21 protein-coding genes are annotated in these 25,110 nt (G+C 68.2%); 4 read left to right on the forward strand and 17 right to left on the reverse strand.

Going from position 1 to position 25,110, the window contains the following annotated elements:
- The first annotated feature begins 265 nt into the window (after positions 1–265).
- Positions 266–1,243 (forward strand): type II secretion system F family protein, encoded by a 978-nt coding sequence (locus CKO23_RS17120; protein WP_200333039.1) that lies wholly within the window; start codon positions 266–268, stop codon positions 1,241–1,243.
- 65 nt (positions 1,244–1,308) lie between these two features.
- On the opposite strand, the gene CKO23_RS17125 is transcribed toward CKO23_RS17120, so the two are convergent.
- The 15 genes from CKO23_RS17125 to sdhA all read right to left on the reverse strand — a co-directional run bounded on the left by CKO23_RS17125 (position 1,309) and on the right by sdhA (position 18,228).
- Positions 1,309–2,448: an efflux RND transporter periplasmic adaptor subunit gene (locus CKO23_RS17125; protein ID WP_242482514.1), complete on the reverse strand. Its 1,140-nt coding sequence runs from the start codon at positions 2,446–2,448 to the stop codon at positions 1,309–1,311.
- Positions 2,445–2,624, reverse strand: a complete 180-nt coding sequence (locus CKO23_RS17130) for a hypothetical protein (protein WP_200333040.1) — start codon at positions 2,622–2,624, stop codon at positions 2,445–2,447. The genes CKO23_RS17125 and CKO23_RS17130 overlap by 4 nt, the downstream gene beginning before the upstream one ends.
- 3 nt (positions 2,625–2,627) lie before the next feature.
- Positions 2,628–3,206, reverse strand: coding sequence for an electron transport complex protein RnfA (locus tag CKO23_RS17135; RefSeq protein WP_200333041.1), 579 nt, complete (start codon positions 3,204–3,206; stop codon positions 2,628–2,630).
- Positions 3,203–3,853 carry an electron transport complex subunit RsxE gene (gene rsxE, locus CKO23_RS17140; RefSeq protein WP_200333042.1) on the reverse strand — a complete coding sequence of 217 codons (651 nt, stop codon included), beginning with the start codon at positions 3,851–3,853 and terminating at the stop codon, positions 3,203–3,205. Before rsxE ends, CKO23_RS17135 begins: the two co-directional genes overlap by 4 nt.
- Before the next feature lie 4 nt (positions 3,854–3,857).
- The gene (locus CKO23_RS17145) at positions 3,858–4,511 is read right to left on the reverse strand and encodes an FMN-binding protein (protein WP_200333043.1); all 654 of its coding nucleotides are present in this window, start codon (positions 4,509–4,511) and stop codon (positions 3,858–3,860) included.
- On the reverse strand, positions 4,508–5,542 hold the full coding sequence (locus CKO23_RS17150) for an RnfABCDGE type electron transport complex subunit D (protein WP_200333044.1): 1,035 nt from the start codon (positions 5,540–5,542) through the stop codon (positions 4,508–4,510). Before CKO23_RS17150 ends, CKO23_RS17145 begins: the two co-directional genes overlap by 4 nt.
- Before the next feature lie 130 nt (positions 5,543–5,672).
- Positions 5,673–7,019 carry an electron transport complex subunit RsxC gene (gene rsxC, locus CKO23_RS17155; protein ID WP_200333045.1) on the reverse strand — a complete coding sequence of 449 codons (1,347 nt, stop codon included), beginning with the start codon at positions 7,017–7,019 and terminating at the stop codon, positions 5,673–5,675.
- Positions 7,020–7,032: 13 nt separating this feature from the next.
- A complete protein-coding gene (locus tag CKO23_RS17160) occupies positions 7,033–11,580 on the reverse strand; it encodes a 4Fe-4S binding protein (protein ID WP_200333046.1) in 4,548 nt (1,515 codons plus the stop codon).
- Positions 11,581–11,863: 283 nt separating this feature from the next.
- On the reverse strand, positions 11,864–12,727 hold the full coding sequence (locus CKO23_RS17165) for a (Fe-S)-binding protein (protein WP_200333047.1): 864 nt from the start codon (positions 12,725–12,727) through the stop codon (positions 11,864–11,866).
- A 72-nt stretch (positions 12,728–12,799) separates the two neighbouring features.
- Complete coding sequence (locus CKO23_RS17170; protein WP_200333048.1) at positions 12,800–13,210, reverse strand: zinc ribbon domain-containing protein; 411 nt, start codon at positions 13,208–13,210, stop codon at positions 12,800–12,802.
- 180 nt (positions 13,211–13,390) lie between these two features.
- A complete protein-coding gene (locus CKO23_RS17175) occupies positions 13,391–13,660 on the reverse strand; it encodes an MAPEG family protein (RefSeq protein ID WP_242482515.1) in 270 nt (89 codons plus the stop codon).
- Positions 13,661–13,838: 178 nt separating this feature from the next.
- Positions 13,839–14,264 (reverse strand): hypothetical protein, encoded by a 426-nt coding sequence (locus CKO23_RS17180; RefSeq protein ID WP_200333049.1) that lies wholly within the window; start codon positions 14,262–14,264, stop codon positions 13,839–13,841.
- 199 nt (positions 14,265–14,463) lie between these two features.
- A complete protein-coding gene (locus tag CKO23_RS17185) occupies positions 14,464–15,369 on the reverse strand; it encodes a CoB--CoM heterodisulfide reductase iron-sulfur subunit B family protein (protein ID WP_200333050.1) in 906 nt (301 codons plus the stop codon).
- Positions 15,366–16,376 carry a succinate dehydrogenase/fumarate reductase iron-sulfur subunit gene (locus tag CKO23_RS17190; protein WP_200333051.1) on the reverse strand — a complete coding sequence of 337 codons (1,011 nt, stop codon included), beginning with the start codon at positions 16,374–16,376 and terminating at the stop codon, positions 15,366–15,368. The genes CKO23_RS17185 and CKO23_RS17190 overlap by 4 nt, the downstream gene beginning before the upstream one ends.
- Positions 16,377–16,536: 160 nt before the next feature.
- Positions 16,537–18,228, reverse strand: coding sequence for a succinate dehydrogenase flavoprotein subunit (gene sdhA, locus CKO23_RS17195; protein WP_200333052.1), 1,692 nt, complete (start codon positions 18,226–18,228; stop codon positions 16,537–16,539).
- Between the two features lie 567 nt (positions 18,229–18,795).
- Between sdhA and CKO23_RS17200 the strand changes: the two genes are divergently transcribed.
- The 3 genes from CKO23_RS17200 (at position 18,796) to CKO23_RS17210 (ending at position 22,522) form a co-directional block, all read left to right on the forward strand.
- Entirely contained in the window at positions 18,796–20,724 is a 1,929-nt protein-coding gene (locus CKO23_RS17200) for a 2-oxoacid:acceptor oxidoreductase subunit alpha (RefSeq protein WP_200333053.1), read from the forward strand.
- Complete coding sequence (locus CKO23_RS17205; protein WP_200333054.1) at positions 20,724–21,677, forward strand: thiamine pyrophosphate-dependent enzyme; 954 nt, start codon at positions 20,724–20,726, stop codon at positions 21,675–21,677. The genes CKO23_RS17200 and CKO23_RS17205 overlap by 1 nt, the downstream gene beginning before the upstream one ends.
- 275 nt (positions 21,678–21,952) lie before the next feature.
- A complete protein-coding gene (locus tag CKO23_RS17210; protein WP_200333055.1) occupies positions 21,953–22,522 on the forward strand; it encodes a Uma2 family endonuclease in 570 nt (189 codons plus the stop codon).
- Between the two features lie 27 nt (positions 22,523–22,549).
- Here CKO23_RS17210 and CKO23_RS17215 read toward each other — a convergent pair whose 3' ends face one another.
- Together CKO23_RS17215 and CKO23_RS17220 are read right to left on the reverse strand one after the other, a co-directional pair.
- Positions 22,550–22,876, reverse strand: a complete 327-nt coding sequence (locus CKO23_RS17215; protein WP_200333056.1) for a Uma2 family endonuclease — start codon at positions 22,874–22,876, stop codon at positions 22,550–22,552.
- Between the two features lie 43 nt (positions 22,877–22,919).
- A complete protein-coding gene (locus CKO23_RS17220; protein WP_200333057.1) occupies positions 22,920–25,100 on the reverse strand; it encodes a putative bifunctional diguanylate cyclase/phosphodiesterase in 2,181 nt (726 codons plus the stop codon).
- Positions 25,101–25,110 lie beyond the last annotated feature (10 nt).

Genomic DNA, 25,110 nt, shown 5'->3' on the forward strand with positions numbered 1-25,110 from the left:
TTCAGGGTCCAACGGGTGTGCGACATGTGTTGTGCAGCGAGCGCTCAATCGAGGAGCCGGATGCGGTAGTCCCGCACGTCCGGATCTGTGGGAGCCGCGGGTGCGTAAGCACCCGCGGCCACCCGGTACCGGTAGGGTGGACGAGCGAGAGCGAAGTCCACCGAACCTCGCGCCGTTGTTGGTGGACTGCGCTGCGCTTGTCCACCCTACCGAAGACGACTGGTCCGAAGGATGATCGACGCCCATTCAACGGAGGCATGACGCGATGGCGTCGCAGATGAATCACCGCGGCAAGGCCGACCTCTACAACCAGCTCGCGGCGCTGGAGCATGCCGGAGTCACCCCGGAGCGGGCGTTTCGCACGCTTGCCCAAGAGGCGCCACCGCGCGATCGCAAGGCGCTGGAAGTCGCCGCGGCCTTGGCGGGACAGGGGCGGAGTCTGTGCGTCATCGGGGCGCGGACCGGTCTGCTCGATCGGGTCGATCGCGAAATCCTCAGCGCCGCCGCGGTCGGCGGTCGGGTCGAGCAGGCGTATCGCCGCCTTGCCGAGCACCACGGCAAGGCCGATCTCAGGCAGCGGCGGGTCCGCGGCAGGCTGCTGCTTCCCGCCCTCGTCTTCATCGTGGCGGCGTTCGTGCGCCCCTTTCCAGCCTTCTTCGTGGGGGAGCTGGCACTCCTGGGTTATTTGCGTGCCTCGCTCGGTCTGATCCTGCTCGTCGCCCTCGCTGTCGTCGTGGCGCCGCGTCTCTGGCGGCTCATCAGATCCTCCGGGCTTGGCCGGTCGCTGCACTGGCTCGTGCTCCAGGTGCCGCTCCTGAGGCGTCTGGAGACCTTGCGCAGCCGCGCGATCTATCTCGATGCGCTGGCGTTGCTCATGGCGTCGGGCGTGCCGGCGCTGAAGGCGCTGCGGGTGTCGGCGGACATGGTCCCCAATCGACAGGCGCGGGCCGCGCTCAATCATGTGCGCGCCGCAGTTGAGGCGGGGAAGCCCTTGGCTCTCGCCTTCGAGGCCTGTCCCTGGATGGATGCGCGCTCGACCCGCCTGCTCGCGGCTGGCGAGGTCTCCGGCGCGCTCGACGACATGCTCGCGCGCATCGCTGAGTTGACGCGCGCCGACCTGGAGGCGCTCGAGGAGCTGCTGGCGACCTGGCTGCCGCGGATCGCCTATCTGCTGGTCGCCGCCTGGATCCTGAGCGGAATCAGTCCGACGGCGTTCGCCCCGAAGCTTCCCGTCGATCTTTGAGCCCGATGCGCGGATGAGCAGATGAGCAGATGAGCGCCTCGAAACGGGTTCGCGGCCAGGCTGTTTCAGCCTCCAATCTCCGGCTGGTTGGGAATCTTGACGCTCTTGCCTTGGCTCAAGCCCAGAAAGCCGCGCGTGACGACCCGGTCTCCGGGTTCGACCCCGTCGCGGATCTCGATATCCTCGCCGATCTGCAAGCCGCTGCGCACGCTGCGGCGCACGGCCTTGTCTTCTTCGTCCATCAGCCACACGAACTCGCCCTCGCGGTCGCGGCGCAATGCGCGGAACGGGACCAGCAGCCGGGCGACGCCGGCGGTTCGCAGGGTCGCGCGAACGAATTGCCCCGCGCGCGCGCCCGCGGGAATGGGCGCGAGGGTCAGCTCGACGATCCCTTGTCGGCTGCTTTCCTCCAGGCGCGGGTGGATGCGCAGGATGCGCGCCTCGAACGCCTGATCGCCCAGTGCATCGATGCGCAGCTTGGCCGGATCGCCGACCCGCAACTGCGGCAGGATCAGCTCCGAGGCGTAGACCTCGGCGATCAGCGACTGGGGGTCCGCGAGCGTCAGCAGCTGCGTGTTCTTCGAGACGAAATCGCCCGGCTCGGCCAGTCGCTCCACCACGACACCGGCGAAGGGGGCTTGGATGCGCGTAAAGCCCAGCCTGGTCTCCAGGACGCGAACATCCGCCTCGGCCACCCTGAGCGCCGTGCGCGCCAGGCTGACCTCGGACTCCGAGACCGCTCGCCGGCCGCGCAAATCCTCCAACCGCTCGAGGTCCAGGCGCGTCTGCGCGAGCGTTGCCCGCGCCTTGTCACGTTCGGCTTGGAGCAGCGCGTCATCGAGCGCGACCAGCAGCTGGCCTTTCTTGACGCGATCGCCCTCGAAGAGCCCAAGCTCCGTGATGCGGCCTTCCTCCTGATTAAAGACCCGCACCAGGCGTCGATAGCGCAGCGAGCCCGGCCGCTCATGCGTGGTGCTCAGGGTCGCGCGCGTGACGGTGACGACGCTGACGAGGTGCTCGGAAGCGCCGCGCGCGCGCCCCGGCTGGACGCGGGCTGGATCCTCTTTGCCGCAGCTTGCGAGCAGGACGAGGACAGCGGCAAGCAGGCCGCGGAGCATGGGGCCATGCCCCTGGAGGAAGAGGCTGGTCGGTCGAATCCTGGGCGCCTGGTGCCTGTCGGCGCCCGCCGCTGGCGCAGAGGTCATTGGGGTCGCTGGCGCCCGTGCGCGGGCGCGGACGTCTTGCAGTGCCCGCCGCACCCGCCGCACCCCGACTCGATGTGTCGTCCATCGGGGTCGACCCGCTTGAGCCAGCGCTGGAAACCGACCCAGGCGCCGCAGAGCAGGGCGAGTCCAAGAATGGCGATGAGGTGTTTGAGCATGGCTCAGGCCGCGCTGAAGAGGCCGGCGAAGCCCATGAAGGCCATGGAGAGGATGCCGGCGATGATGAGGTTGAGCGCCGTGCCGCGCAGCAGCCTGGGCACCGGGGCCAGCTCGGTCTCCTCGCGCAGACCGGCCATGAGCACCAGGGCCAGGGTGAAGCCGAGCCCGGCGCCGAGGGCGTAGATCAGGCCCTCGATGAGCCCATAGCCCTTGTTGGTCGCGAAGATCGCCAGGCCGAGGATGGCGCAGTTGGTGGTGATGAGCGGCAGGAAGATGCCGAGCGCGCGGAAGAGCCCTGGGCTGACGCGCTTGATGACCATCTCGATGAACTGCACCGTGCTGGCGATCACCACGATGAAGCTGATGATGCGCAGATAGGGCGCGTGGATGAGCACGTAGGTATTGAGCAGCCAGGAGCAGAGCGCCGTGATCAGCATGACGAAGAGGGTCGCCAGGCCGAGCCGGAAGGCCGTCTCCAGACGCCCCGAGACGCCCAGGAAGGGGCAGAGCCCGAGGAAGTAGGAGAGGACGAAGTTGTTCACCAGCAGGGCGCTGATGAAGATCCAGAGTAGCGCGTTCATGTGCCCTCGACCTCCATCTCGGCCAGCCGCTCGGCCAGCTTCTGGCGGCGCTCGGCGAGCCAGCTGAAGAGGAGCAGCAGCAGGCCGAGGGTGAGAAAACCGCCCGGCGGCAGGACCATGATGACCCAGGGCTCGAAGTTGGGGCCGAAGAGATCGAGCCCGAGCCAGGTGCCGTTGCCGAGGATCTCGCGCACGCTGCCGAGCGCGAGCAGGGCGAACAGGAAGCCGACGGCCATGCCGAGCGCGTCGATGACGGCGAGCCCGATCGAGTGCCGCGAGGCGAAGGACTCCTGCCGGCCCAGGATCATGCAGTTGACGACGATGAGCGGGATGAAGGCGCCCAGCTCCTTGTGGATGGCCGGCAGCAGGGCCTGGAGGCTGTAGTCGATCACCGTCACGAAGGTCGCGATGATGATGACGTAGGTCGAGATGCGCACCTGCTTGGGAATCCAGCGCTTGAGCGAGGACACCAAGAAGCTGGAGGCGACCAGCACGAAGAAGGTCGCGCCGCCCATGGCCAGCGCGTTCACCGCGGAGTTGGTGACCGCCAGCATGGGGCACATGCCGAGCACCTGGGCGAAGACGGGATTGTCGCGCCAGAGCCCCTTGATGAATTCCTGGTAGGCGTCGGGTTTGGATGTGGGCATTGGATCAGCCTCCGGCGTCCAGTCTCGGCAACCAACGCGCGTTCCCTTCGTTGATGATGCGAACGACGGCCTTGGATGAGATGGTCGCGCCCGTGATGGCATCGACCTCGTTGGCGGCGCTGCCGGTGCCGCGCTTGACGGCGCGGACCTCGGGGTCGACCGCCAAGTCCTTGAACTCGCCGACGAAGGCGGCGTCCTTGTAGATCTTGTCGCCGAGTCCGGGCGTCTCGCGGCTGTCCAGCACCTCCATGCCGACGATCTTGCGCGAGCCCGGCAGATAGCCGTAGAGCAGCGTGATGGTGTCCTGGAAGCCCGGTCCGGCGCTGGGGATCGCATAGCCGACCAGGTTGCCGCCCGCGTCGTAGCCGCCGAAGACCGCCGCTTCGCCCTTCTCCTCCGCGTCCTTGGCGATCAATGTCCCGTCGCGCCAGACCAGGCGCTGGGACTGCGTGACCCGCGGCAGCACCTGAAAGACCGCCTCGCGCAGCATGCGCGCCTGATAGGCGGTGATGGTCGGCAGCGTCGCCTCGTAGACCGAGACGATGATGATCCCCGAGAGGAGTCCCGCGAGGCTCAAGGTCAGGATCAGGCGCAGCGAGGTCGGCTCGCGGCCTTGGCGCGACGCGGACTGGAGCCCGAGGCCCGAATCGGTGCTCATTCGTGACCACCCCGAGGTGATTTGAGCCCCTTGCCGAAGACGCGCGGTTGGGTGTAGCGGTCGATCAATGGAGTGGCCGCGTTCATGAGCAGGATGGCGTACATGACGCCCTCGGGAAATCCGCCGAAGACCCGGATCAGCACCACCAGCAGGCCAACGCCGGTGCCGAAGATCCAGGCGCCCTTGGGCGTGAGCGGCGAGGTCACGGGGTCGCTCGCCATGTAGAAGGCCCCGATCAGCAGGCTGCCGGAGAAGACCGAGAAGAGCGGACCCGGATAGCGCTCGGCGTCGATCAGGACCAGCAGGCTCGTGAAGGCCGCGACCGCGATCAGAATGGAGGCCGGGATGCGCCAGTCGAGGTCGCGCCGGAAGGCGAGGAAGAGGCCGCCGAGGATGAGCAGCAGTCCGCTGGTCTCGCCGATACAGCCGGAGGTCCGGCCGATCATGAGATCCCAGAGTGCCGTGGACTGATGCTGGAACTTCATCAGGTTCAGCGGTGTGGCCGAGCTGACCCCATCGAAGTCGATGTGCATGAAGGGTGCCGCCAGGTTCGAGGCGGCGACCTCGAAGAACCCCGTCGGCCCCGTCTGCGCGCTCCAGGTCGTCATGGCGACCGGAAAGGCCGCGAGCAGGAAGGCGCGGCCGACGAGCGCCGGATTGAAGAGGTTGTAACCCAGTCCGCCCCAGATGATCTTGCCGAGCCCGATGCTGACGACCCCGCCGAGGAAGGCCATCCAGAGCGGGAGTGCCGGCGGCAGCGTCAGCCCGAGCAGGAGTCCGGTGACGATGGCGCTGCCGTTGGCGAGCTGGGCGCGGCGCTCGTCGTCCGGGAGCAAGACCCATTCGGTCGCGACGGCGCCGGCGATGCTGGCGAGCAGGATGAGCAGGGCGCCGAGGCCGAACATCCAGACCCCGGCCAGGGTCGCCGGGGCGAGCGCGATCAGCACGTCGCGCATCGCCATCGAGGTGGTCAGCGGCTGCTTCAGCAGCGGGGCGGGCTGGACCAGCAGCTTGGGGTCCGGCCGCTTCATGAGCCAGATCCCACAGGCGTCTTGGCCGTGTCGGTCAGGCCGCGGGACGAGGTCCAACGCGCGGCGCCGTTCGGTTTCCGTGCGTCGGCCCGAGCGACGGCGCCATGGGGTCCGGCCGCGCGCTCCCGTCTCATGTCTTCACCGCCCGCTTGCGCCCGCGCAGGTTGTTCTTCGCCGTGCGGATCAGCTGCACGATGGGAATCCCTGACGGGCAGGAGTAGGTGCAGGAGCCGCACTCGACGCACTCCGACAGGTTCATGCGCTTCATCTCGTCGTACATCCGTGCCTTGGCCAGGCGCGCGAGGCGCGAGGGATTGAGGAAGTAGGGGCAGGCCTCGACGCAGCGCCCGCAGCGGATGCAGGGATACTCCCGGGGGCGCGCGGTCTCGGCGGCCGTGAACGCCAACACGCCCGAGCTGGTCTTGAGGATGGGGGCATCCAGGCTCGCCACCGGCGTGCCCATCATGGGGCCGCCCATGATGACCTCGCGCGTGTCCTCGGTCAGGCCGCCGCAGAAACGCAGCACCTCGCGCACCGGCGTGCCCAGCGGGACGATGAGGTTCGCGGGCCGCGCGATGCCGGGGCCGGAGACCGTCACCAGCCGGTCGATGTAGGGGATGCCGTCCTCCAGCCAGTCCGCGATGGCCGCGATGGTGCTGACGTTGTTCATGATGATGCCGATGTCCGCCGCATGCAGCCCGGCCGGGACCTCGCGGTTGAGCAGGGCGCGGATCATCATCTTGGAGTCGCCCTGCGGATACTTGACCCGCAGCGGCACCACGCGCACCCGTTGATCCGGGCGGATGTGCGCGCGCAGCGTCGCGATGGCCTCCGGCTTGTTCTGCTCGATGCCGATGATGGTCTCTTCGGCGCCGAGCAGGGTCTGGAGGATCTCGATGCCGCGCAGCAGAGTCTCGGGGCGCTCGACCATGACGCGATGGTCGTTGGTCAGATAGGGCTCGCACTCGGCGCCGTTGGCGATGAGATGGCGGATGCGCACGCCCTTGCGCAGCGAGTACTTCACCTGCGCCGGCAGGGCCGCGCCGCCGAGTCCGACGATGCCCGAGTGCGGCAGCGCCTCGACCAGCGCCTCGACCGACATGCCCCGCCAGTCCGGGCGCGGCGAGGGGGCCAGGCGCTGGGTGGAGAAGGGGTCGGCCTCGATCTCGATCGACTCGCGGTAGTCGCCATCCGGCCCGCGCCGCCGTCCGATGTCACGCACCCAGCCCGTCACGGGGCTGTGCAGACTGGTCGAGACGAAGGCCGTCGGCTGGCCGATGAGCTGCCCGCGCTCGACGCGCTGACCGGTCTCCACGACGGGTTTGCAGGGCGCCCCCAGGTGCTGATTCAGCGGCAGCACATAGTGGCTGACGAAGGGGATACGCTGGGTCGGCAGGTCGGCGGTCAGTGCCTTGTGGTCGGGCGGATGCACGCCATGGGCGAAGCTGCGGCGAAAGAGTGTGCTCAGGGCGATCATCGGGCTCCGGTTCTCAGTGTCTCGGCTGGTCGCCGCTCTGGCGAGGATAGCCGGCCAGCGCCATCAGGCGCTCGCGAATGTCTTGCCGCAGCTCCTGCCGCAAGGTCTCGCGCAGCTCGGCGATCTGCTGTTCATAGCGGGCCGCCTGCTCGGCGAGCTCCGCCTGATGCGCGGCGGCGACGGTCGCCTCGGCGGCCTGCTGGACGCGGGCGGTGAAGGGGGTGACCACGCCGGCGAGCTCCTGGAGCACGCGCCAGGATTCCTTGCGTTCCTCGCAGACGCGCACCAGCTCGGGCGCGACCGCGTGGCGGGCCGGGTCGCGATCCGGGCGCTCGACCCTGATGAAGGGGGTCTGTCCCTTGCGGTGCTCGGGCTGCAATGCCAGATAGGCCGGCAGTCGGATCGGCTTGGGGGTGTCCTCGGCGAGCGGGGGCAGGGCGTCGGCGAACCGCGTCTCGCTCGCTGCCCAATCGGCGGGTGTCATGGGGTCGCGGTTGGCGCCATTGGACCAGTTGGCCTGTGGTGCCGGATTGCCCTCCAGATCGAGCCGGGCGCCGAAGACGCCTTCGGCGCGCGGGTCATAGATGAAGAGCGGCAGGGTCCGCGTCTCCAGGGCCAGCCGGGCCTGGTCGAGCGTGCGGTCGGTCGCGAAGCCGTGGCGGGCGGGGCTGGGCGCATGCAGATGAATCAGGGCCGGGCCGGGGGCGGCCAGGGCGGTCTGCAGGCTGCGCACCAGGTGATCGGGTGCCCCGATGGAGGTCTGGGCGATGCAGGCCTGGCGCTGACTGAGCGCCAGCTGCGCGAGCTGGATGGCGGGATCCGGCTGGGCCGCGGGCAGGGCGTCGATGCCGGCCCGGTCGCTGAGGCCCAGGTCCAGCTCGGAGAGCACCAGCACCTTGACCGGCAGTGCGCCGCCGAGCAGCCAGACGAGCTGTGACAGCCCGCGCCCGGCGAGCATCCGGCTGCCGCCGACCAGGAGCAGTACCGGGCAGGCCGCGCGCTCCTCCTCGCTCAGGTCATGCCAGCTCAGGGCGTCCAGCTCGGACCAGAGGCGTCTGGCATCCGCCGGCTTGTCCAGCTCCAGACGCGCCTTGCGCAGCCGCGCCAGACCCTCGGTCGCCTGGCGCAGCTGACCCTCCAGCAGTCCGGCCGCCAGCTGCGGCCCGTCCCCGGTCGGATCCACGCAGACCGGGATGCGGAAGGCGTTCTGAGGAAAGGCGCCGGCCAGACCGTCCGGGTCCTCTGGCGAGAGCACCAGGCTGATGGTCGAGCGGCCGAGTCCGTGGCGGCCCTGGGCCAGTTGCTGCGCATCGTCCGCGAGCTGTTGCGCGAGTTCGACCAGGCGTTTGAGTCGCTCGGCATCCAGCGCGCTGCCGATCTGGCCCTCGACCTGGCGGATGAAGGTGCTGAGGTCCGTCTGGCGGGTGTCGACGCCCGCCAGGCCGCGCGCCAGGGTGTCCAGATCGTCCGCCGGCAGCGCCTCGGCGAGGATGCCCCGAATCAGGCCCGCGATCTGCTCGCGCGTCTGCGCCACCTGGCGCACCAGGGCCGCGCGCGCTGGGGTTTGATGGGCCTCCGCGACGGCCAGGGCGAGCTTGAGGGCGAGCCGCGCACCCGAGCCGGACTCCACGCCGTCCCCGCCGATCAGGTTGCCCGCCGTTCGGCGGCTCAACAGCATGGCGGCGAGCGGACCCATGTCGGACGCGGCCGCCAGGGCGATGGTCTCGGCGTCGCTATCCGCCAGTTGGTCCCAGGCCTGGCGGACAGTCCTGGCGTGCTCGACCTGCTCGCCGTGCTGATGGGTCATGCTCAGGGCGCCGGGCGCGCAGGCGCGCACGCAGATGCCGCAGCCCTTGCAGGCGGCGGGCTCCAGGGCGATGAAGAGGAGTCGGCCGCTGTGATGCGTCTTGGCCTCGGGGGACTGGAACAGCGATTCGGTCACGGCGACCGGCAGGCAGCCAAGGGCGCCTTCCAGGCGTTGCGCGGCCAGGGTCACGGCCTCCTTGCGGTCGGCCGGCAGCGGCATCTTGGTCGCGAGCCAGCTCAGCGCCTCCGCGAGCAGCTCGCCGAGTGCCTGGGTGGCTGCGGTGTCGTCCGTGGCGCAGCGCTGCGCGATGCGTTCGGCCAGCTTGCCGGCGAGCGGCTGCAGGGCGGTCGCCCGGGTCGCGCCGATCGCGGCGTCGAGGATCGCCCGAGGTGTCGCCGCGACGGCGCCGATCGCGCTGTCCGGGCACTGGGTCCAGCAGGCGCCGCAGCCGGTGCACAACCTGGGGTCGAAGGCGGGCATGACGCTGCGCTGCCCGCTGAGATCGCGAAAGGCGGAGGTCAGCGGCGGGATGGCGCCGAGCGCCAGGTAGGGGTCCGGCGTCAGCTCCTGGGTCTGGCCGGTGCGATAGAGCACGCCGACCTGGTCCCAGAAGCGCGGCAGGCTCGCGTAGCCGTCGTCGCCATGTCCGAGCGCGCGCACCACGGCCGGTGCCTGGTCGTCCACGGGGTCCGGGTCGCGCGGGGTGTCCGGGAATTGGCCAACCTCGACGCGGCGCACCGCGGCGAGTCCGGCGGCGAAGTCCGCCGCCTTCGGCTCGGCTGCCTCGGCGCGATGCCTCTCCCAGAGCGACTGAACCCGGCGGGTCGAGCTATCCAGCCAGCCGCGGTCGAGGAGCACGCCGCAGATGGCGCCCAGTAGGGCGACCTCGAGGTCGCCGGCCGGCGGCGTCAGCGCATAGAGCGCGGTCTTGTGCCGCCGCAACGCCTGCTGCAAGGCGGGGTGGAGGCTGGGCCAGAGGATGCCGTCCTCCGCTGGGCCGATGAGCAGCAGCGCCCCGTTCGGGCTGATGTCCAGCAGCGGATCGGAGCCCTGCATGGCCGCGTCGAGCGTGAGCACCGCCAGGTCGACGCGCGGGTCCGCCCCGGGATCGCGCAGCGCGGCGGGTCCGGCGGTCAGCCGGTCGACGCAGTAGGAGCCCCAGGGCTGCGAGGGCAGCGCCGGTCGGCTTCTGAGCCGCTCGCCGAAGAGGGCGAAGACGAGCGCGGCGGCCTCGGCCGCCAGACCCTCGCCCCGTTGTCCGGAGCGCCGATGGATCGCGAGCGTCAATGCGCCCGGCGGGCGCAGGTCCGGCCCTGGCCCTGGACTGCGCAGCCCCAGTCGGCTCAGTCCCTCATGGTCGCGCCGCAGACGGTCGAGCAGGATCTGGCGCTTAGGGAAGGGGCTGGATGCCGGGGCGAACGCCATGCCGAGATAGCGGGGGATCGGCTGGCGGCGTTTGGCGGCCATGCAGAGCCCGGCCAGATCGGCCCCCCTGAGCGGCAGACCGCCGAGCCCGTAGATGACCGGGTGGGGCTGCAACAGCCGCAGGTCGGAGAGTTCCCGTGTCGTCGCGGCGGCGGCCCGGTGCAGGGCCGCGCGCAGCGCCCGCAACAGCGGGGGCTCCTGGTCGAGCGGTGCATCCAGCCGTTCGAGCACCAGGATCCGCTGACCGGCCTTGAGATGGCCGAGCAGCGCATCCGCCGGAAAGGGGCTCAGCCGCCGGATGCCGAGGACGCCGACCTTGAGATGTTCCTGCCGGCGCATCGCGTCCGCCGCCGCCTCGGCGGTTTCGACCGCCGCGCCGAGCGCGAGGAGCACTAGGCTGGCATCCTCGGTGCGGTAAGTCGAAACCGCGGCGTGGCGGCGTCCGGTCTCCTGCCCGAGGTCCGTCATGGCCCGATCCAGCGCCTCGGCCACCGCGCCGTCGAAGACCGCATGCGCCGCCGCGGACAAGCCCCAGCTCTCGGGTGCCTGGGGTGAGCCGAGCAGCACGGGGTGCTCCGGGTCCTGACGACGCGGGACGCGCCGCCGTCGATCGCCGAAGACCAGCCGCTGGGAGGCGTCGGGCGCCTGGATGGCATCGCCCGGCTTGCCGACGAAGCGGGCGATCAGCTCGCGCGGCGCCAGGCGCACGTCCTGCATCGCCAGCGCCGTCTGCTCGCTGTCCATCGCGACCAGGCCGGGCACCAGCGTCTGCTCGGTCACGCGGCGCGCGACCAGGGTGAAATCGACGGCCTCCTGGACACTGCTGGCCGCCAGCACGAAGCAGCCGCTCTCGCAGGCCATGTGCAGCGCCTCATGCCCGCTGCCCAGGGCCTGCGCGGGACCGGGCAGCGCGCGATTGCACAGGTGCAGCACCAGGGGGGCGCGGCGGCCGGCGGCGGCGCGCAGCTGATCGAAGGCTCCGGCGAGATCCGTGGAGGACAGAAAGGCGGTTGCCCGAGCGCCGCCCAAGGATGCGCCGAGCGCGCTCGCCAAGGCACCGCGGGCGCCCTCCGCGCCCAGACTGGCGAGCGCGCTCCCCAGCAGATTGCGCCCGTGTCGGCGTTGCTCGCCGCGCCAGGCGATCTCCGCCGCGTCGGCGGGAAAGGATGCGCCGAGACCGGCAACCTCGCTGATCGCCGCCTCGGTGATCGCAACGCAGGTCGTGCCGTCGAGCGCCGTCGGCTCCCCGGCATAGGGGCCGGCGGCTCGGGCGGGTGAACCAAGTACGCGGCGCAGCAGCCGCACGGCACTGTTGGAGAAGCTGGGCATCAGAAGGTGTGCCTGATCGGTAAGGGCGAGATCGATAAGAGCGAGAGCGATGAGAGCGCTTCGCTGGGTGCGGGCCGTCCGCTCCGGCGCTCCGTCACGCGATGCTGGGGCGTCGCGACCTGCCCCCACGCTGGTGCGTGGGAGCCAAAACCGTCGTGGCTCATCGTGACCATGGATCCACTCACCGACGCCTCTTCAACCCGAGTCTCAAACATTAACATTCTCCGAAGGAGCGCTGCGCCCTTTCCGGCATGGTCAGCCACGTCGTCTCCGTTGGCTGGCGCTAACCGCCGCGCCGCGCGGGGATGCGCGGCTGCGCCTGAAACTGTTTTCCGCTCACCCATTGGATGGCGCCGGTCGGACAGCGGAAGGTCGCCTCCGGGCGCGCCGGTCCGCCCGCCGCGTAATCGACCCGAGGCCGGTTGTCCTCCATCCTCACCAGTCCGGGCGCGGCATCCGCGGCGCAGCGTCCGCAGGCATCGCAGGCGGCGGTGCAGAGCGAGAGCGCGATATCGCCAGCCAGGGGCGTGCTGCACTGGACGAAGAGGTGATGGCTCTCCGGCACCAGCTCGAAGAGGTCGCGCGGACAGGCATCGACGCAGTCGCCGCAGGCCGTGCATTTGACCGGATCCACCACCGGCAGGCCATTGGCATTCATCGCGATCGCATCGAGCCCGCAGGCGATCTTGCAGTCCGCGAGCCCGAGACAGCCCCAGGCGCAGCCCTTGCCACCGCCCGAGACGACGGACGCCGCCCGGCAGCTCTCGAACCCCCGGTATTCCGCGATCTGGTACGCCTGCGCCTTGCCGCCGGCGCAATGCAGTCGTGCGATGCGCCGCTCGCGTCCGCCCGCGTCGACGTCCAGCAGGGCCGCGACGGCGTCGACGATCTCCGGACTCGCCACCGTGCAGTGACCGGGCGAGGTCTGGCCGGCCACCAGCTTCTCCGCGAAGGCGCGGCAGCCCGGCTCGCCGCAGGCGCCGCAGTTGGAGCCGGGCAGCAAGGCCTCGGTCTCCTCGATGCGGGGATCCTCGGCCACCTTCAGATAGCGATAGGCGACGGCCAGGATGAGGGCGAAGGAAAAGCCGAGTCCGGTCATGATGGCCGGGGCGATGAGGTAGTTGGTCATGCTGAGGTCGTTGGTCATGCTGATGATTCGACGGCGCGGGCGGGCGATCGCGGCATGGAAGATCGACTCTGCATTCGGTGAACCCCGCGCCTAGAAGGTCTTCAAGAGCTGGCTCAGAGGCATCACGATCTGTCCGACCCCCTGGTCGACATAGATCCCCATCTGCGCGATGCATGAATAGGCGATGGCGAACTGAGCGACGGCGTACCCGGCGAGGGTGAATTGGCTGAGGCTGAAGACCCCGATTCCGAACTGCGAGATGTTGAGGATTCCGGCCCCGAACTGACCGATGGCGATGATCCCCACGGCTGGCACTGGAACCTTGTTCGGCCGGAATTTGAAGGAGATGTGTAGCAGCGGCAAGCCCAATACCCGGGTCTGCGTCTTGTACTCGAAGCCCCAGCCGTCCCACGTCGGCCGCGCCGGATAGGGGGCGCCGCAGGAGGGGCAAGTGAAGGCTTGCTCGCTGACCTGGTGCTGGCATTCACGGCATGGTTTCATCGCGTGCTCCGCAAGACCGATACCCGATCGCCGTTGTGGCAGGGCTCGGGGGTCGCTTTGGCTCAGCCAGAACGCAGCTGTCGATCAGGGATCGATCATGGTCCCGGCGCATGGTCGTGGGGGCGCCGCCCTCGGCGCGACGGGCACCCGCTCGCGGCGGGGCGCCGCTCCCACCGGTGTCTAGCTCATGAGGTTCCATCCCAGGCGGCATGAGACGCCGAGCAGCATCAGAACGGATGGATAGAAGGTCAAGGTGAAGCCGAGCGCCCTGGACGGCGCGCCCTTCTTGTACCCGGCAAAGAACAGGATGCGTCCGATCGCAAAGGTCATGGCCGCGAGCGGAATCACGGACATCCAGGCTGCCGGCATGGCGACAGCCCAGCTGAGGTAGGCGATCAGGGCAATCGAAAACTGCTCCAGGGTGTTTTGCAAGAGGGTCTGCAGGAACATCAAATGAAAACGGGTTCGCCCATGCGCCGCCAACGACGATCGTCAATGCCAGGAAGACGCCGAGCAGCATGCCTCTCAAGACGCCGCGCTGCTTCTCTGCCAAGGTCATTTCCAGGTCTCGGTCCTCTGCGTTGGCCAGGGTCGAACAGCGCCGGTTGGCGGTGGGCGCATTGCGCCGTCAGTTCTGCAGGTAGACCGAGGCGGTGTCGAACGCCTCCTCTGGGGTTCCATGCCAGGTCCCGTTGTTGAAGACGCTCGGCTCATAGGCGTCATGGCTGTAGGTGTAGAAGGCCATCGTCCAGCGCTCCTCGTCACCGAAATAGCGCAGGCGGCACAGATGCGTCGGTGTGTTGCTCAGACGTTCTCTGTACGCGTCGGCGGTCTCGCCGAAGACCTGGGGATCGAAGTCGGGCGCGACGAAGGGCTCGATGTAGGCATCGATGTAGCAGAACTGCCCGCGGAAACGGACATCGATTCGGTTGAACTTGCCCGAATAATGCTTTTCGGCGTGATCGAGGATTCGCTGGCGGATGTCTGGCTGAATCCTTTGCGGGATTTTCACCCCTCCGGATTGAGGGTCGAAGACCCAAGTCTTTTTGTTCATTGGCCTTGGTCATCAGTTGAATCGGTAGGGTGGACGCGCGCGAGCGAAGTCCACCGAATCCCGCTGGCCCGCGGGATGATCGACCCCGATGGGCGCTTGATCGAGCAGCAGATCGTCGCGCGGCCGCGGACTGCGACGTCCCCGCGCGCGGAGCGCCAGCAGGTGACGGCAGCGATGCTACCCCGAGGCGAGGCCAGCCTCAAAGTCTCACATTCACCGGCACCACATGGAAGTCCAGCTTCATGTCCGCCGGGCTCATCCCGCAGGCCAGTCCGACCAGCTCGGGCAGGTAGAGCACCGGGAGTTGGAACGGCTTATCGGCGGCGGCGAGCGCCTTGGGCTGGACGCCGTCGAGGTTCTTGAAGCAGAGCGGGCAGGAGGTGACCATGAGATCGACATCCTGCTTCTTGGCGCCTTGCAGGATGCTCCCCGTCATGGTCTTGGACAGCTCCGCGTTGGGCCAGGCGGCGTGATAGCCGCAGCAGCCGTTGCGGGTGTCGTAGTCGAGGCATTCGGCGCCGAGGACCTGGAGCACGTCTTCCAGTGAGGTCGGGTTGTGGGACGACTCATAGCCCTGGATGTCGGCCGGGTTGCGGGTGTGGCAGCCGTAGAAGGAGGCGACGCGCAGCCCGTGCAGCGGGTGGGTGACGCGCTCGGCGAGCTTGGTGAGGCCGACGTCGTGCGCCAGGATGTAGAGGGTGTGCGTCAGCTCGACCTCCCCTCTGTACTCGACGCCTTCCTCGGCCAGGATCTCGTTGACCTGATCCTGGAGTCGGGCATCTTCCGCGAGCCGCTTCTTGCAGTTGGAGATGACGTTGAAGCAGGTGGAACAGGGGGTGAAGAAGGGCAGTCCCATCCGCTCGGCGCCCGCCATGTTGCGGGCGTTGATGGCGAACGAGGCGAGCTCGGAGCGTTCCTCGATCACGCCGGCGCCGCAGCAGACGGCGTCCGGGATCAGATCCAGCGAGACGTCGACCTTGTCGAACACCTGTTGCAGGATGTCGAAGAAGCGGGCATCGGCGCCCTGGAAACAGCAGCCGGAATAGAAGGCGTAGTGCTTGCGGTCCGCCTGTGTCGAGGTGGCCTTGGTGGCTGGCTCGGTCATTTCTTTTTCTCCCCTTGCTCGATCTCGCGGACCTTCTCGAAGATCCGGGCGGCGCCCTCCTGTCCGGGCAGGGTGCAGACGCGCCGGGTCGGCTCCATGCCGTGCCGGGTCAGGGATGCCTCGGCGGCCTCGATGGCGTCCCAGCCCTTGGTGCCGTAGACCGCGACCGGCAGCATGGGCTTGTTGACCTGACCGAAGCGCTCGATGTCGGCGACATAGGTCTTGGCGCGGCGCGATCCCGGGGTGTCCTGGATGCCGTCGTCGATGGTGAGCTTGCGGGCGCGGCGGATGGTGTCGGCGGGGCGGGTGTCCTTGGGGCAGACCTTGATGCACTTGCGGCACTGGACGCAGGACCAGAGCCCCTGGTCGATGGCGGCCTGGTCGCGGATGCCGCGGAAGTTGTCGCGGGCGTCGATGGAGAAGCGATAGGCCTTGGCGAAGGTCAGGGGGCCGGCGTAGTCGGGGTCGGCCTGGACCGAGGAGCAGGCGGAGTAGCAGGCGCCGCAGAGGATGCAGTCGGTCAGGTAGTCGAAGCTGTTGAGCTCGTCCTGCGACATGAGCGATTCCTGCTCCAGGGCCTGCGGGATGCGCTCGGGGTTCTCGATCAGGTAGGGGTGCATCTTGGCCAGCTTGTCGATGACCGGGTCGATGTCCACGACCAGGTCGCGCAGGATCGGCAGGTTCGCCATGGGCGTGATGGTGACCGAGCCCTTGCCGAAGTCCTTGAGGATGGGCAGCAGCTGGGTGCTGCAGGCGAGCACCGACCTCCCGTTCACGCGCACCGTGCAGGAGCCGCAGATGGCGGAGCGGCAGAAGGCGCGGAAGGTGAGGCTGCTGTCCTGATCGTCCTTGATCTTGCGCAGCGCCGCGAGCACGGTCATGCCGGTTTCGACGGTCAGCTTGAAGTTGTCGAAATAGGGTGAGCGGTCATGACCCGGCGTGAAGCGCTGGACCCGGATGTTGGCGAGCAGGCTCTCGCGCTTGGGGGTGATCTTGCCAGTTGTCATCGTGGGCCTCCGGCGGGAGCCGTCATGCGTAGGATGGGCAAAGCCCGCGCCTCGCCGCCGATGATGGGCTCGGGCGCTGGGCGGGCGTGCCCATCCTTCAGACTCCGGGCGGCGAGGATGGGCACGCTACGCTTTGCCCATCCTACGGGTGTGGGCGTGATCAATAGGTTCTGGCCTCGGGCTGGAATCGGGTAATGACCACCGGCTCGAAGCGCAGCTCGGGCCGGTCGCCCGGACCCCGCACCGCGACGGTGTGCTTCAGCCAGTTGGCGTCGTCGCGCTCCGGATGGTCCTCGCGTGAATGGGCGCCGCGCGACTCGGTGCGGGCGAGGGCGCCCAGGGCGACGGTCTCCGCCAGCGTGAGCATGTTGCGCAGCTCCAGGGCGGCGAGCATCTCGGTGTTGAAGATCGCGCTGCGGTCCGTGACCATGAGCTTGCGGTAGCGGTCCTTGAGTTCCTCCAGGTCGGCGAGGGCCGAGTCCAGCCCCGCGGCGTCGCGATAGATGCCGGCCTTCTCGGACATGACCCGGCCGAGCGTTCGGCGGATGCCCGCCACGGTCTCCTTGCCATCGCCTTCCATCAGCTCCTTGAGGCAGGTCTCGGCCTCGGCGAAGGCGCTGTCGGGCATGGGGCCGAGCTTGGTGCGGCGGGCATACTCGACTGCATGACGGCCGGCGCGGCGGCCGAAGACCAGGATGTCCAGCAGCGAGTTGCCGCCGAGCCGATTGGCGCCGTGGACGGAGACGCAGGCCGCCTCGCCGGCGGCGTAGACGCCCTCGATGGGAGTGCAGCCGTTGATGTCGGTATGCACGCCGCCCATGGAGTAGTGGGCGGTAGGCTTGATCGGGATGGGCTCCTCGACCGGGTCGACGCCCTCGAAGTCGATGCACAGCTGACGGATCTGCGGCAGGCGCTCCAGGATGCGCTCGCGCCCCAGGTGGGTCAGGTCCAGGAAGGCCTCGTCGTCCGGTCCGCCGCGGCCCTCGCGCACCTCGGTCTCGATGGCGCGGGAGACCAGATCGCGTGGCCCAAGCTCCATCTTGTCCGGGGCATAGCGCTCCATGAAGCGTTCACCGAGCCCGTTGAGCAGGTAGCCGCCCTCGCCGCGCGCCCCCTCGGTCACCAGGATGCCGCTGCGGCGCAGCCCGGTCGGGTGGAATTGGATGAACTCCATGTCCTTGAGCGGCAGCCCGGCGCGGTAGGCGATGGCCGAGCCGTCGCCGGTGTTGCCGTAGGCGTTGGAGGTGCGGGTCCAGTAGATTCGTCCGTGTCCGCCGGTGGCCAGGATCACCGCCTTGGCCTGGATGGTGTGCAGCCGGCCGGTGCGCAGGTTGTAGGCATTGACGCCCATGCAGCGCTGGCCGTCGTGGATGAGGTTGAGGGTCACCCACTCGTTGAAGTAGTCGACGCCGTGCCGCAGGCCCTGCTCGTAGAGGGTGTGCAGCATGATGTGTCCGACCTTGTCCGCGGCATAGCAGGCACGCGGCTTGGACGCTCCACCGAAGGGGCGTTGGGCGATGCGCCCGTCCTCCGTCCGATAGAAGGGTGCCCCCCAGTGCTCCAGCTCACGCACCACGTCCGGCGCCTCGCGGCACATCAGCTCGGCGGCGTCCTGGTCGGCGAGGTAGTCCGAGCCCTTGACGGTGTCGAACCAGTGCTCTTCCCAGGTGTCGCTGGGGTCGCGATTGCCGAGCGCGGCGTTGACGCCGCCCTGAGCCGCGCCGGTGTGCGAGCGGGTCGGATAGACCTTGGTGAGGACCGCGACGTGCAGATCCTCCTCGAGCCGGGATTCCAGCGCGGCGTAGAGCCCGGCACCTCCGGATCCGACGATCAGGATGTCGTAGGTCAACATGGCTTGGTCGCTGCGATCGCAGTGCGTGCGCGTGGCCGCGCGGGGTTGGTCGGACTGTCCTCCCCGGCCATCCGCCATCTCGCGTGGGGCCGGCCTCGGGTTTGTGGGGCGCTTCTCCGAGCTCCCTCGGGCGCTTATACTTCCCTAAAATAAATCAATATTCAATATAGCTAATAGCGGAATTCCACGCGCCAGGCGTCAGTTGCCCCTTCGACGACATGTGCGCCTGCGCTAGGTCAAAGCGTTGTTTTTCTGCGCCTTTGACGGGGTTGCGCTGGATGGTCTGTCTGGGATAGAGAGGGACCTCAGTCAGACGGTTCCGATGGGCACCAGGCGATCTGGGCGCGTGCTTCATGTCCTTTGTCAGGCCGGGTTGCCCGCGCGGTGCCGTATCGGGTCGGTCCCCGAGTCAGCCCATCCCCGCGGCTCGCGGTCGGTCACAGGGACCCGTCCGCCGTCGGAGCGACCCACACAGGTCTTTTCTCGGCCCTCGACCGGCGACGGAACCGCCGGCGCGGCGGTCGTCACCTCTAGCGATCCCGGCGTGTCCGGGTCAGGACGTCTCCATTGACCACAGCCACACAAGCGGCCAGCGCGGCCAGGGCGCGGGCGAGCGCCGGGCGCGAGGCCAAGATCCTCAGGGAGCACATCGTCGAGATCGTCAGCGACTCGGGCGAGGGTGCCCAGAAATGCGGCCAGACCTTCGGGACGGTGAGCGCCAAGATGGGCAACGGGGTCTGGACGGTCGAGATCATCCCGGCCGAGATCCAACCGCCCGCGCGCTCGCCGGCCGGCGCCAGCGGTATCCGCATCCGCTTCGCCTCGCATGCCGTGACCAACATGGGCGACGAGGCGGACCTGGTCGTCGCCTTCAACGAGCAGGTGCTCTACTCGCGCATCGTCAATGGCGCCTACCGCGAGGGCACCCTGGTGCTGCTGGAGAGCAAGTGGCGCGACGACCCGGTCCCGGAGATCCGCGAGCAATACGCCAAGGCGGTCGTCGAGCTGCGCGAGAACGGCCTGAGCGTGCATGAACTGCCGATCGAGCAGGCCTGTCTCGCCATCATGTCCAATCCGCGCCGCGGCAAGAACATGTTCGTGCTGGGGATGCTCTGCTATCTCTACTCGCGCGACCTGGACCGCGCCAAGGAGGAGATCGCCATCGCCTTCAAGCGCAAGGGCGCGGAGGTGATCGGCCTCAATCACCAGCTGTTCGACGCCGGCCATGCCTTCGCCGCGGAGCAGCTGGATTTTCGCTTCGCCGTGGCGCCGCAGCCGCCGGAGGCGCTGGCAGGCAAGCGTTTCATCGTGACCAACGGCAACCAGGCGGTCGCCCTGGGCGTCATGGCCTCGGGCATGGAGCTGGTCTCCATGTATCCCATCACGCCGGCGACCTCGGCCTCGCACTATCTCGCCGATGTCTATCATCAGGTCGGCGGCTTCGTGCACCAGGCGGAGGACGAGATCGCCGCCATCGGCTTCGCCATTGGCGCCTCCTACGCCGGCAAGACGGCCTGCACCATCACCTCGGGTCCGGGGCTGGCGCTCAAGACCGAGATGCTGGCGCTCGCGGTGATGGCCGAGGTGCCCCTGGTGCTGGTCGACGTGCAGCGCGGCGGGCCGTCCACCGGTCTGCCGACCAAGGTGGAGCAGGGCGATCTGCTGGCGGTGCTCTATGGCGAGCCGGGCGATGCGCCCAAGGTGGTGCTGGCTGCGGCGACCATCGAGGAGTGTCTGCTCTTCGTCATCATGGCCCGGCGCCTGGCCGAGACCTTCCGCACGCCCGTGGTGCTGCTGACCGATGCCAATCTGGCGACCGGCGTGCAGCCCTATCCGCGCCCCGAGCCGAGCGCCGAGTGGTTGGCCCCGCCGATCGATCAGTCGGACTGGAGCGAGGAGGTGCCGCCCTACAACTGGGATCCGCGCACCGGGCTCTCGCCGCGGCCGATTCCGGGCATGCCCGGCGGTCAGTACATCCTCACCGGCCTGGCGCACACCTGCCAGAGCAAGGTGGCCTACGACTCGGACTCCAACCAGCTCAGCTCGGAGATGCGCAGCCGCAAGCTCGCGGCGCTCGCGAGCACGCTCAAGCCGCCGAGCGTGCACGGCGGGGAGGACGGCGATCTCTTGCTGGTCGGCTGGGGCTCGACGCTCGGCGCCATCGAGGAGGCGGTGGAGCGGGCGCGCGGGGAGGGGCTGGCCGTGTCCTCGCTGCACCTGCGCTTTCTCTCGCCGCTGGAGCCCGGGCTCAAGGAGATCTTCGCGCGCTTCCGTCGCATCATGACCGTCGAGATCAACTACAGCGACGACCCCAAGGCGCCGCTGATCAACGCCGATACGCGCCGCTATGCCCAGCTCGCCATGCTGTTGCGCGCGCAGACCCTGGTAGACGTGGACTGCTGGTCCGTGGTCTATGGGCACCCGCTTCAGCCGGGGATGATCCATGGGGTGATTCGCGAGCGGCTTGCCGCCATCGACAACGCAGGAGACGCCTGATGTTCGGACTCAAGGCCGATTGGTCGCACGAGGTCTTCGACCGTTACTTCACCATTGGCGACTACGCGGGTGGCGAGGCACGCTGGTGCCCGGGGTGCGGCGATCACGCCGTGCTCAATGCCGCCCAGCGCGTGCTACGCGACGAGCAGCAGAAGCCGGAGCTGTCCGTGTGCGTGTCTGGTATCGGCTGTTCCAGCCGCATGCCGCACTACATGGGTACCTATGGCTTCCATGGTCTGCACGGCCGCGCGCTGCCGGTCGCCTGCGGCATCAAGTCGCGGCGCCCGGAGCTGGATGTCTGGGTGGCGACGGGTGACGGCGACTGCTTCTCGATCGGGACCGGGCACTGGATCCACGCCATCCGCTACAACATGAACATGGTGGTGATGGCCTTCGACAACGCCATCTACGGTCTGACCAAGGCGCAGACCTCGCCGACCACGCCCACGGGCTTCAAGACCAACACCCACCCGACCGGCGCCATCATCGCCCCGCACAATCCGCTGACCATCACCCTGGGGATCACCAACGCCTCCTTCGTCGCCCAGGTCGTGGACTGGAATCCGCCGCTGCTCTACGAGACGCTCAAGGCGGCCTATCGCCATCGCGGGACCAGCTTCGTGCGCATCATCCAGCGCTGCCCGGTCTATTCGGACAAGTTCATCAAGGAGCTGCAGGGCGACCCCTCGCGCTTTCTGGTGCTGGAGCACGAGCGGGGGATTGCGCTGGACGAGAGTGTTCCGCGCCAGTTCCCGCAGCGGGTTCGGCACGACCCCTCGGACCTCGGGCGCGCCTTCCAGATCGCCGCCGACACCAGCCGGCTGCCGCTCGGGCTGCTCTATTACAACCCCGCCGCACCCTGTTACGAAGACCTCTCCAGCCAGGGGGCGGACCTGACGCCGCGGCAGCGCCTGGCGGGGCTCGAGACGGTGTTGGATCGGTTGACGATTTAGACTTCGGTTAGTTGTCAGGTGTCAGCTCTGTAGGATGGGCAAAGCCCGCGCGATGCGCTTCGTTCGGCGCGCCGAAAGTCGATGGGCGTGCCCATCATCCCAGCGCAGAGGCCTGCAAGATGGGCACGTCCGCCCGGCGTCGAGGTCTCGCACGAACGCGCCGCGCGGACTTTGCCCATCCTACGGGGGCGGGCAGTTGTCAGTTGTCGGTGGCGTGCGCGGGTGGATTGGGACGCGCGCTGGGGTGGGCTTTCACTCAACGCTGGAGGTGCTTTGTGTCGAGTCTCGCGGAGGATCTGATCCATCGGCATCGCTATACCGTGGATGACTACTACCGCATGGCCGAGAGCGGCATCTTGAGCCCGGATGCCCGGGTTGAATTGATCGAGGGGGAGATCATCGATATGCCGCCGATCGGTGCACCACATGCGTCAGCCGTCAATCGATTGCATCAACAATTGCTCGATGCGGTCCATGGTCAGGTCATTGTCCGTGGGCAGAGTCCGGTGCGCTTGGATTCACGCAACGAGCCCGAGCCGGACATCGCGCTGGTGCGCAATCGATCGGGACACTATCGTGACCGGCACCCAAGCCCGACGGACGTGCTCCTGCTCGTTGAAGTGGCGGATTCCAGCCTGCGTTACGACCGCGACGTCAAGATGGCGCTCTATGCCCGCTTCGGTATCCCGGAGACCTGGCTGATCAACCTGGCGGACGCGACCCTGACTGCCTTCCGCGCGCCCGGTGCTGAGGGTTATGCGATGGCCGAACTGCTCGCGACGGACAGACCCATCCCGCTGCCCGGACTCGAGGGTCTGTCGGTCGATCTTGCGGGTCTGTTCTGAGCGGGCGCGCCGTCGGTCTGCGGGGCGTTAGGCGCGACGGCGCCAGAGCGCACTGAAATGCTCCGGCGCGCGCGTCAGGCGCTCTCCGTCGGGGGCATGGCAGATGACGGGCACATCGGGTCGGACGACGGTGTCGTCCGAGAATTCGACCTCGAGCTCGAACAGAACCTCGCAGTGCGGACAATCATCCAGTGTCTGATCGATCTGTCGGCTGATGCGCATGCTGGCGCGCTGATGCTCGATGCCAGGCGAGGGCGCCATTGCCAGAGGCATTCCCTGGATCAGCTCCCAGTCGCCCTCCCATTCGCGGTAGTCGCTCAGGCTGTCGTGCTCGATCCCCCGCGGTCGCGGCATGTCCGGTCTCCTCTCATCGCTTGGCTGCATTCAGGATCGGACATCACTCGGGTTCCCGGCTGCCTCCATCGCTGGATTCCAGCGGCGTTCTATGCAGCGTCTTGTGCAGCCGCCGGATGGTTTCGGGAACCTCCTCCACCGGCACGGGTTTGCTGAACAGAAAACCCTGGACCTCGCCACAGGATCGGGCGCTGAGGAATTGCAGTTGCTCAAGCGTCTCGACGCCCTCCGCCGTGACATGCAGCGACATGGTCGCGGCCATGGCGATGACCGCCTGCGCGATGGCGGCATTGTTGCGGTCGTTCTCGATGTTGTAGATGAAGGACTTGTCGATCTTGAGCCGATCGATCGGAAAGCGCTTGAGGTAGCTGAGGCTCGAATAGCCAGTCCCGAAGTCGTCGATCGCCAGCTGCACCCCCAGGGCCTTGAGCTGGTGGAGCGTCTGGATGGACTCCTCCGCATGCCCCATGAGGATGCTCTCCGTCAATTCGAGTTCCAGGCAGCTCGGATCCAGGCCGGTTTCGGCCAGGATGCGCTCGACCTGGTGCGTGAACGTCTTGTCCTTGAATTGACAGGCGGAGACGTTGACGGCGACGCGCTGAATGCGATGCCCCTGGGCTTGCCATTCCCGAAGCTGCTGGCAGGCGGATCGCATGACCCATTCGCCGATCGAGAGGATGAGTCCGGTCTCCTCGGCAATGGGGATGAAGACCATTGGCGAGATCTCGCCAAGCTCTGGATTGTGCCAGCGCAGCAGCGCCTCGAGGCCCTGCATCTGGCTGGTGCGCGCATCGAGCTGCGGCTGGAAGTGCAGGCGCAGTTCGGCGTTCTCGAGCGCATGACGGAGGGCGTTTTCCGTGCGCAGCCGCGTCAGTGCGGCCTGGTTCAGGGAGGCATCGAAGAACTTGAAGGTGTTCTTGCCGGCGCGCTTGGCGTGATACATGGCGAGGTCGCTGTTGCGCAGCAGGTCAGAGGCGCCGGTGCCGTCCTCGGGGAAGACCGTGATGCCGATGCTCGGGCTGATCACCACGTCATTGCCCAAGAGCGAAAAGGGCGCGGACAGGGCGTCGAGGATCCGCGTGGCGACGCGCGCCGCATCCTGGCTGCAGTTGATCTCGGGCAGGAGGAGGGCGAACTCGTCGCCGCCCAGGCGAGCCAGGTGTTGGCGTTCGTCGACGCCCTCGAAGCGCGAGACCAGGTCGACCGCGCGCAGGCTGCCGACCAGGCGCTCGGCCACGGATTGCAGCAGCAGGTCTCCGCTCGGGTGCCCGAGGGTGTCGTTGACCTGCTTGAAGTTGTCGAGGTCGAGGAAGAGCAACGCGCCGGGGCGCTGGTGGCGCGGAATGAGTTTGAGGGTCTGTTCGAGGAATTGGAGAAAGAAGACGCGATTGGGCAGTCCGGTCAGGCTGTCGAAGTAGGCCAGCCGATGGATATGGTCCTCGGCCTCGCGCAGCCGGGTGATGTCCTGGACCGCGCCGTAGAGACGCAGCGGGCGCGTGGCGTCACCCTGGTGAGGCTCGACGAATTGGCGCAAATAGCGCTCCTCGCCGTCCGGGCCGATAATGCAATGCGTCAGCTCCGCGGGCGCGAGCGTCCGCGCCAGTGTCTCGAACCAGGCGGCGACGCGCGCCTTGTCCCGCGCGTGGGTGCTGGCCAGGAGCGGGTCGAGGCTGCGCCACTCATTGCTGGCACGCCCGCCCAGGATGTCGAGGGCTTGCTCGGACCACCACAGGTGCCCGGTGCTCAGATCCCACTCCCAATGGCCGATCCGCGCCATGCGCTGGGCGGCGGTCAGACGCCGCTGGCTGTGCAGGAGCGCCTCGGCCGCCGCGCCGGCACGGACCATGTAGCGGATGCGGTGCAGCAGGAGCTGGGTGCTCAGGGGTTTCCCGACGAAGTCCGTCGCGCCGGACTCGTAGGCGCGCGCGATGGATGCCTCGTCGTCCAGCCCGGTCATCATGAGAATGGGTAGATGGGCGCCACCCGGCATGGCGCGGATGCGCGCGCAGGCGGCGAAACCGTCCATCACGGGCATCATCACATCCAGCAGCACGATATCAGGCCAGGGTGGGTCGCCCAGCAGGGTCAGCGCCTCTTGGCCGTGATCGGCCTCCATGACGTCCATTTCGGCCTGCTCCAGGGCCGCCACCACCAGGTAGCGCGAGGTGATGTCGTCATCGACGATCAGCACCCGTATCCGCTCGCCGTCCGGGTTCTTGTTCATGATGGATCAG

It is taken from the genome of Thiocystis violacea (assembly GCF_016583565.1).
GTDB lineage: Bacteria > Pseudomonadota > Gammaproteobacteria > Chromatiales > Chromatiaceae > Thiorhodococcus > Thiorhodococcus violaceus_A.

What these genes read in the sequence shown, in the direction of transcription:
- CKO23_RS17120 (WP_200333039.1), top strand. Translation starts at nt 266, where the DNA reads ATGGCGTCGCAGATGAATCACCGCGGCAAGGCCGACCTCTACAACCAG.
- CKO23_RS17125 (WP_242482514.1), bottom strand. Translation starts at nt 2,448, where the DNA reads ATGACCTCTGCGCCAGCGGCGGGCGCCGACAGGCACCAGGCGCCCAGG.
- CKO23_RS17130 (WP_200333040.1), bottom strand. Translation starts at nt 2,624, where the DNA reads ATGCTCAAACACCTCATCGCCATTCTTGGACTCGCCCTGCTCTGCGGC.
- CKO23_RS17135 (WP_200333041.1), bottom strand. Translation starts at nt 3,206, where the DNA reads ATGAACGCGCTACTCTGGATCTTCATCAGCGCCCTGCTGGTGAACAAC.
- rsxE (WP_200333042.1), bottom strand. Translation starts at nt 3,853, where the DNA reads ATGCCCACATCCAAACCCGACGCCTACCAGGAATTCATCAAGGGGCTC.
- CKO23_RS17145 (WP_200333043.1), bottom strand. Translation starts at nt 4,511, where the DNA reads ATGAGCACCGATTCGGGCCTCGGGCTCCAGTCCGCGTCGCGCCAAGGC.
- CKO23_RS17150 (WP_200333044.1), bottom strand. Translation starts at nt 5,542, where the DNA reads ATGAAGCGGCCGGACCCCAAGCTGCTGGTCCAGCCCGCCCCGCTGCTG.
- rsxC (WP_200333045.1), bottom strand. Translation starts at nt 7,019, where the DNA reads ATGATCGCCCTGAGCACACTCTTTCGCCGCAGCTTCGCCCATGGCGTG.
- CKO23_RS17160 (WP_200333046.1), bottom strand. Translation starts at nt 11,580, where the DNA reads ATGCCCAGCTTCTCCAACAGTGCCGTGCGGCTGCTGCGCCGCGTACTT.
- CKO23_RS17165 (WP_200333047.1), bottom strand. Translation starts at nt 12,727, where the DNA reads ATGACCAACGACCTCAGCATGACCAACTACCTCATCGCCCCGGCCATC.
- CKO23_RS17170 (WP_200333048.1), bottom strand. Translation starts at nt 13,210, where the DNA reads ATGAAACCATGCCGTGAATGCCAGCACCAGGTCAGCGAGCAAGCCTTC.
- CKO23_RS17175 (WP_242482515.1), bottom strand. Translation starts at nt 13,660, where the DNA reads ATGTTCCTGCAGACCCTCTTGCAAAACACCCTGGAGCAGTTTTCGATT.
- CKO23_RS17180 (WP_200333049.1), bottom strand. Translation starts at nt 14,264, where the DNA reads ATGAACAAAAAGACTTGGGTCTTCGACCCTCAATCCGGAGGGGTGAAA.
- CKO23_RS17185 (WP_200333050.1), bottom strand. Translation starts at nt 15,369, where the DNA reads ATGACCGAGCCAGCCACCAAGGCCACCTCGACACAGGCGGACCGCAAG.
- CKO23_RS17190 (WP_200333051.1), bottom strand. Translation starts at nt 16,376, where the DNA reads ATGACAACTGGCAAGATCACCCCCAAGCGCGAGAGCCTGCTCGCCAAC.
- sdhA (WP_200333052.1), bottom strand. Translation starts at nt 18,228, where the DNA reads ATGTTGACCTACGACATCCTGATCGTCGGATCCGGAGGTGCCGGGCTC.
- CKO23_RS17205 (WP_200333054.1), top strand. Translation starts at nt 20,724, where the DNA reads ATGTTCGGACTCAAGGCCGATTGGTCGCACGAGGTCTTCGACCGTTAC.
- CKO23_RS17215 (WP_200333056.1), bottom strand. Translation starts at nt 22,876, where the DNA reads ATGCCGCGACCGCGGGGGATCGAGCACGACAGCCTGAGCGACTACCGC.
- CKO23_RS17220 (WP_200333057.1), bottom strand. Translation starts at nt 25,100, where the DNA reads ATGAACAAGAACCCGGACGGCGAGCGGATACGGGTGCTGATCGTCGAT.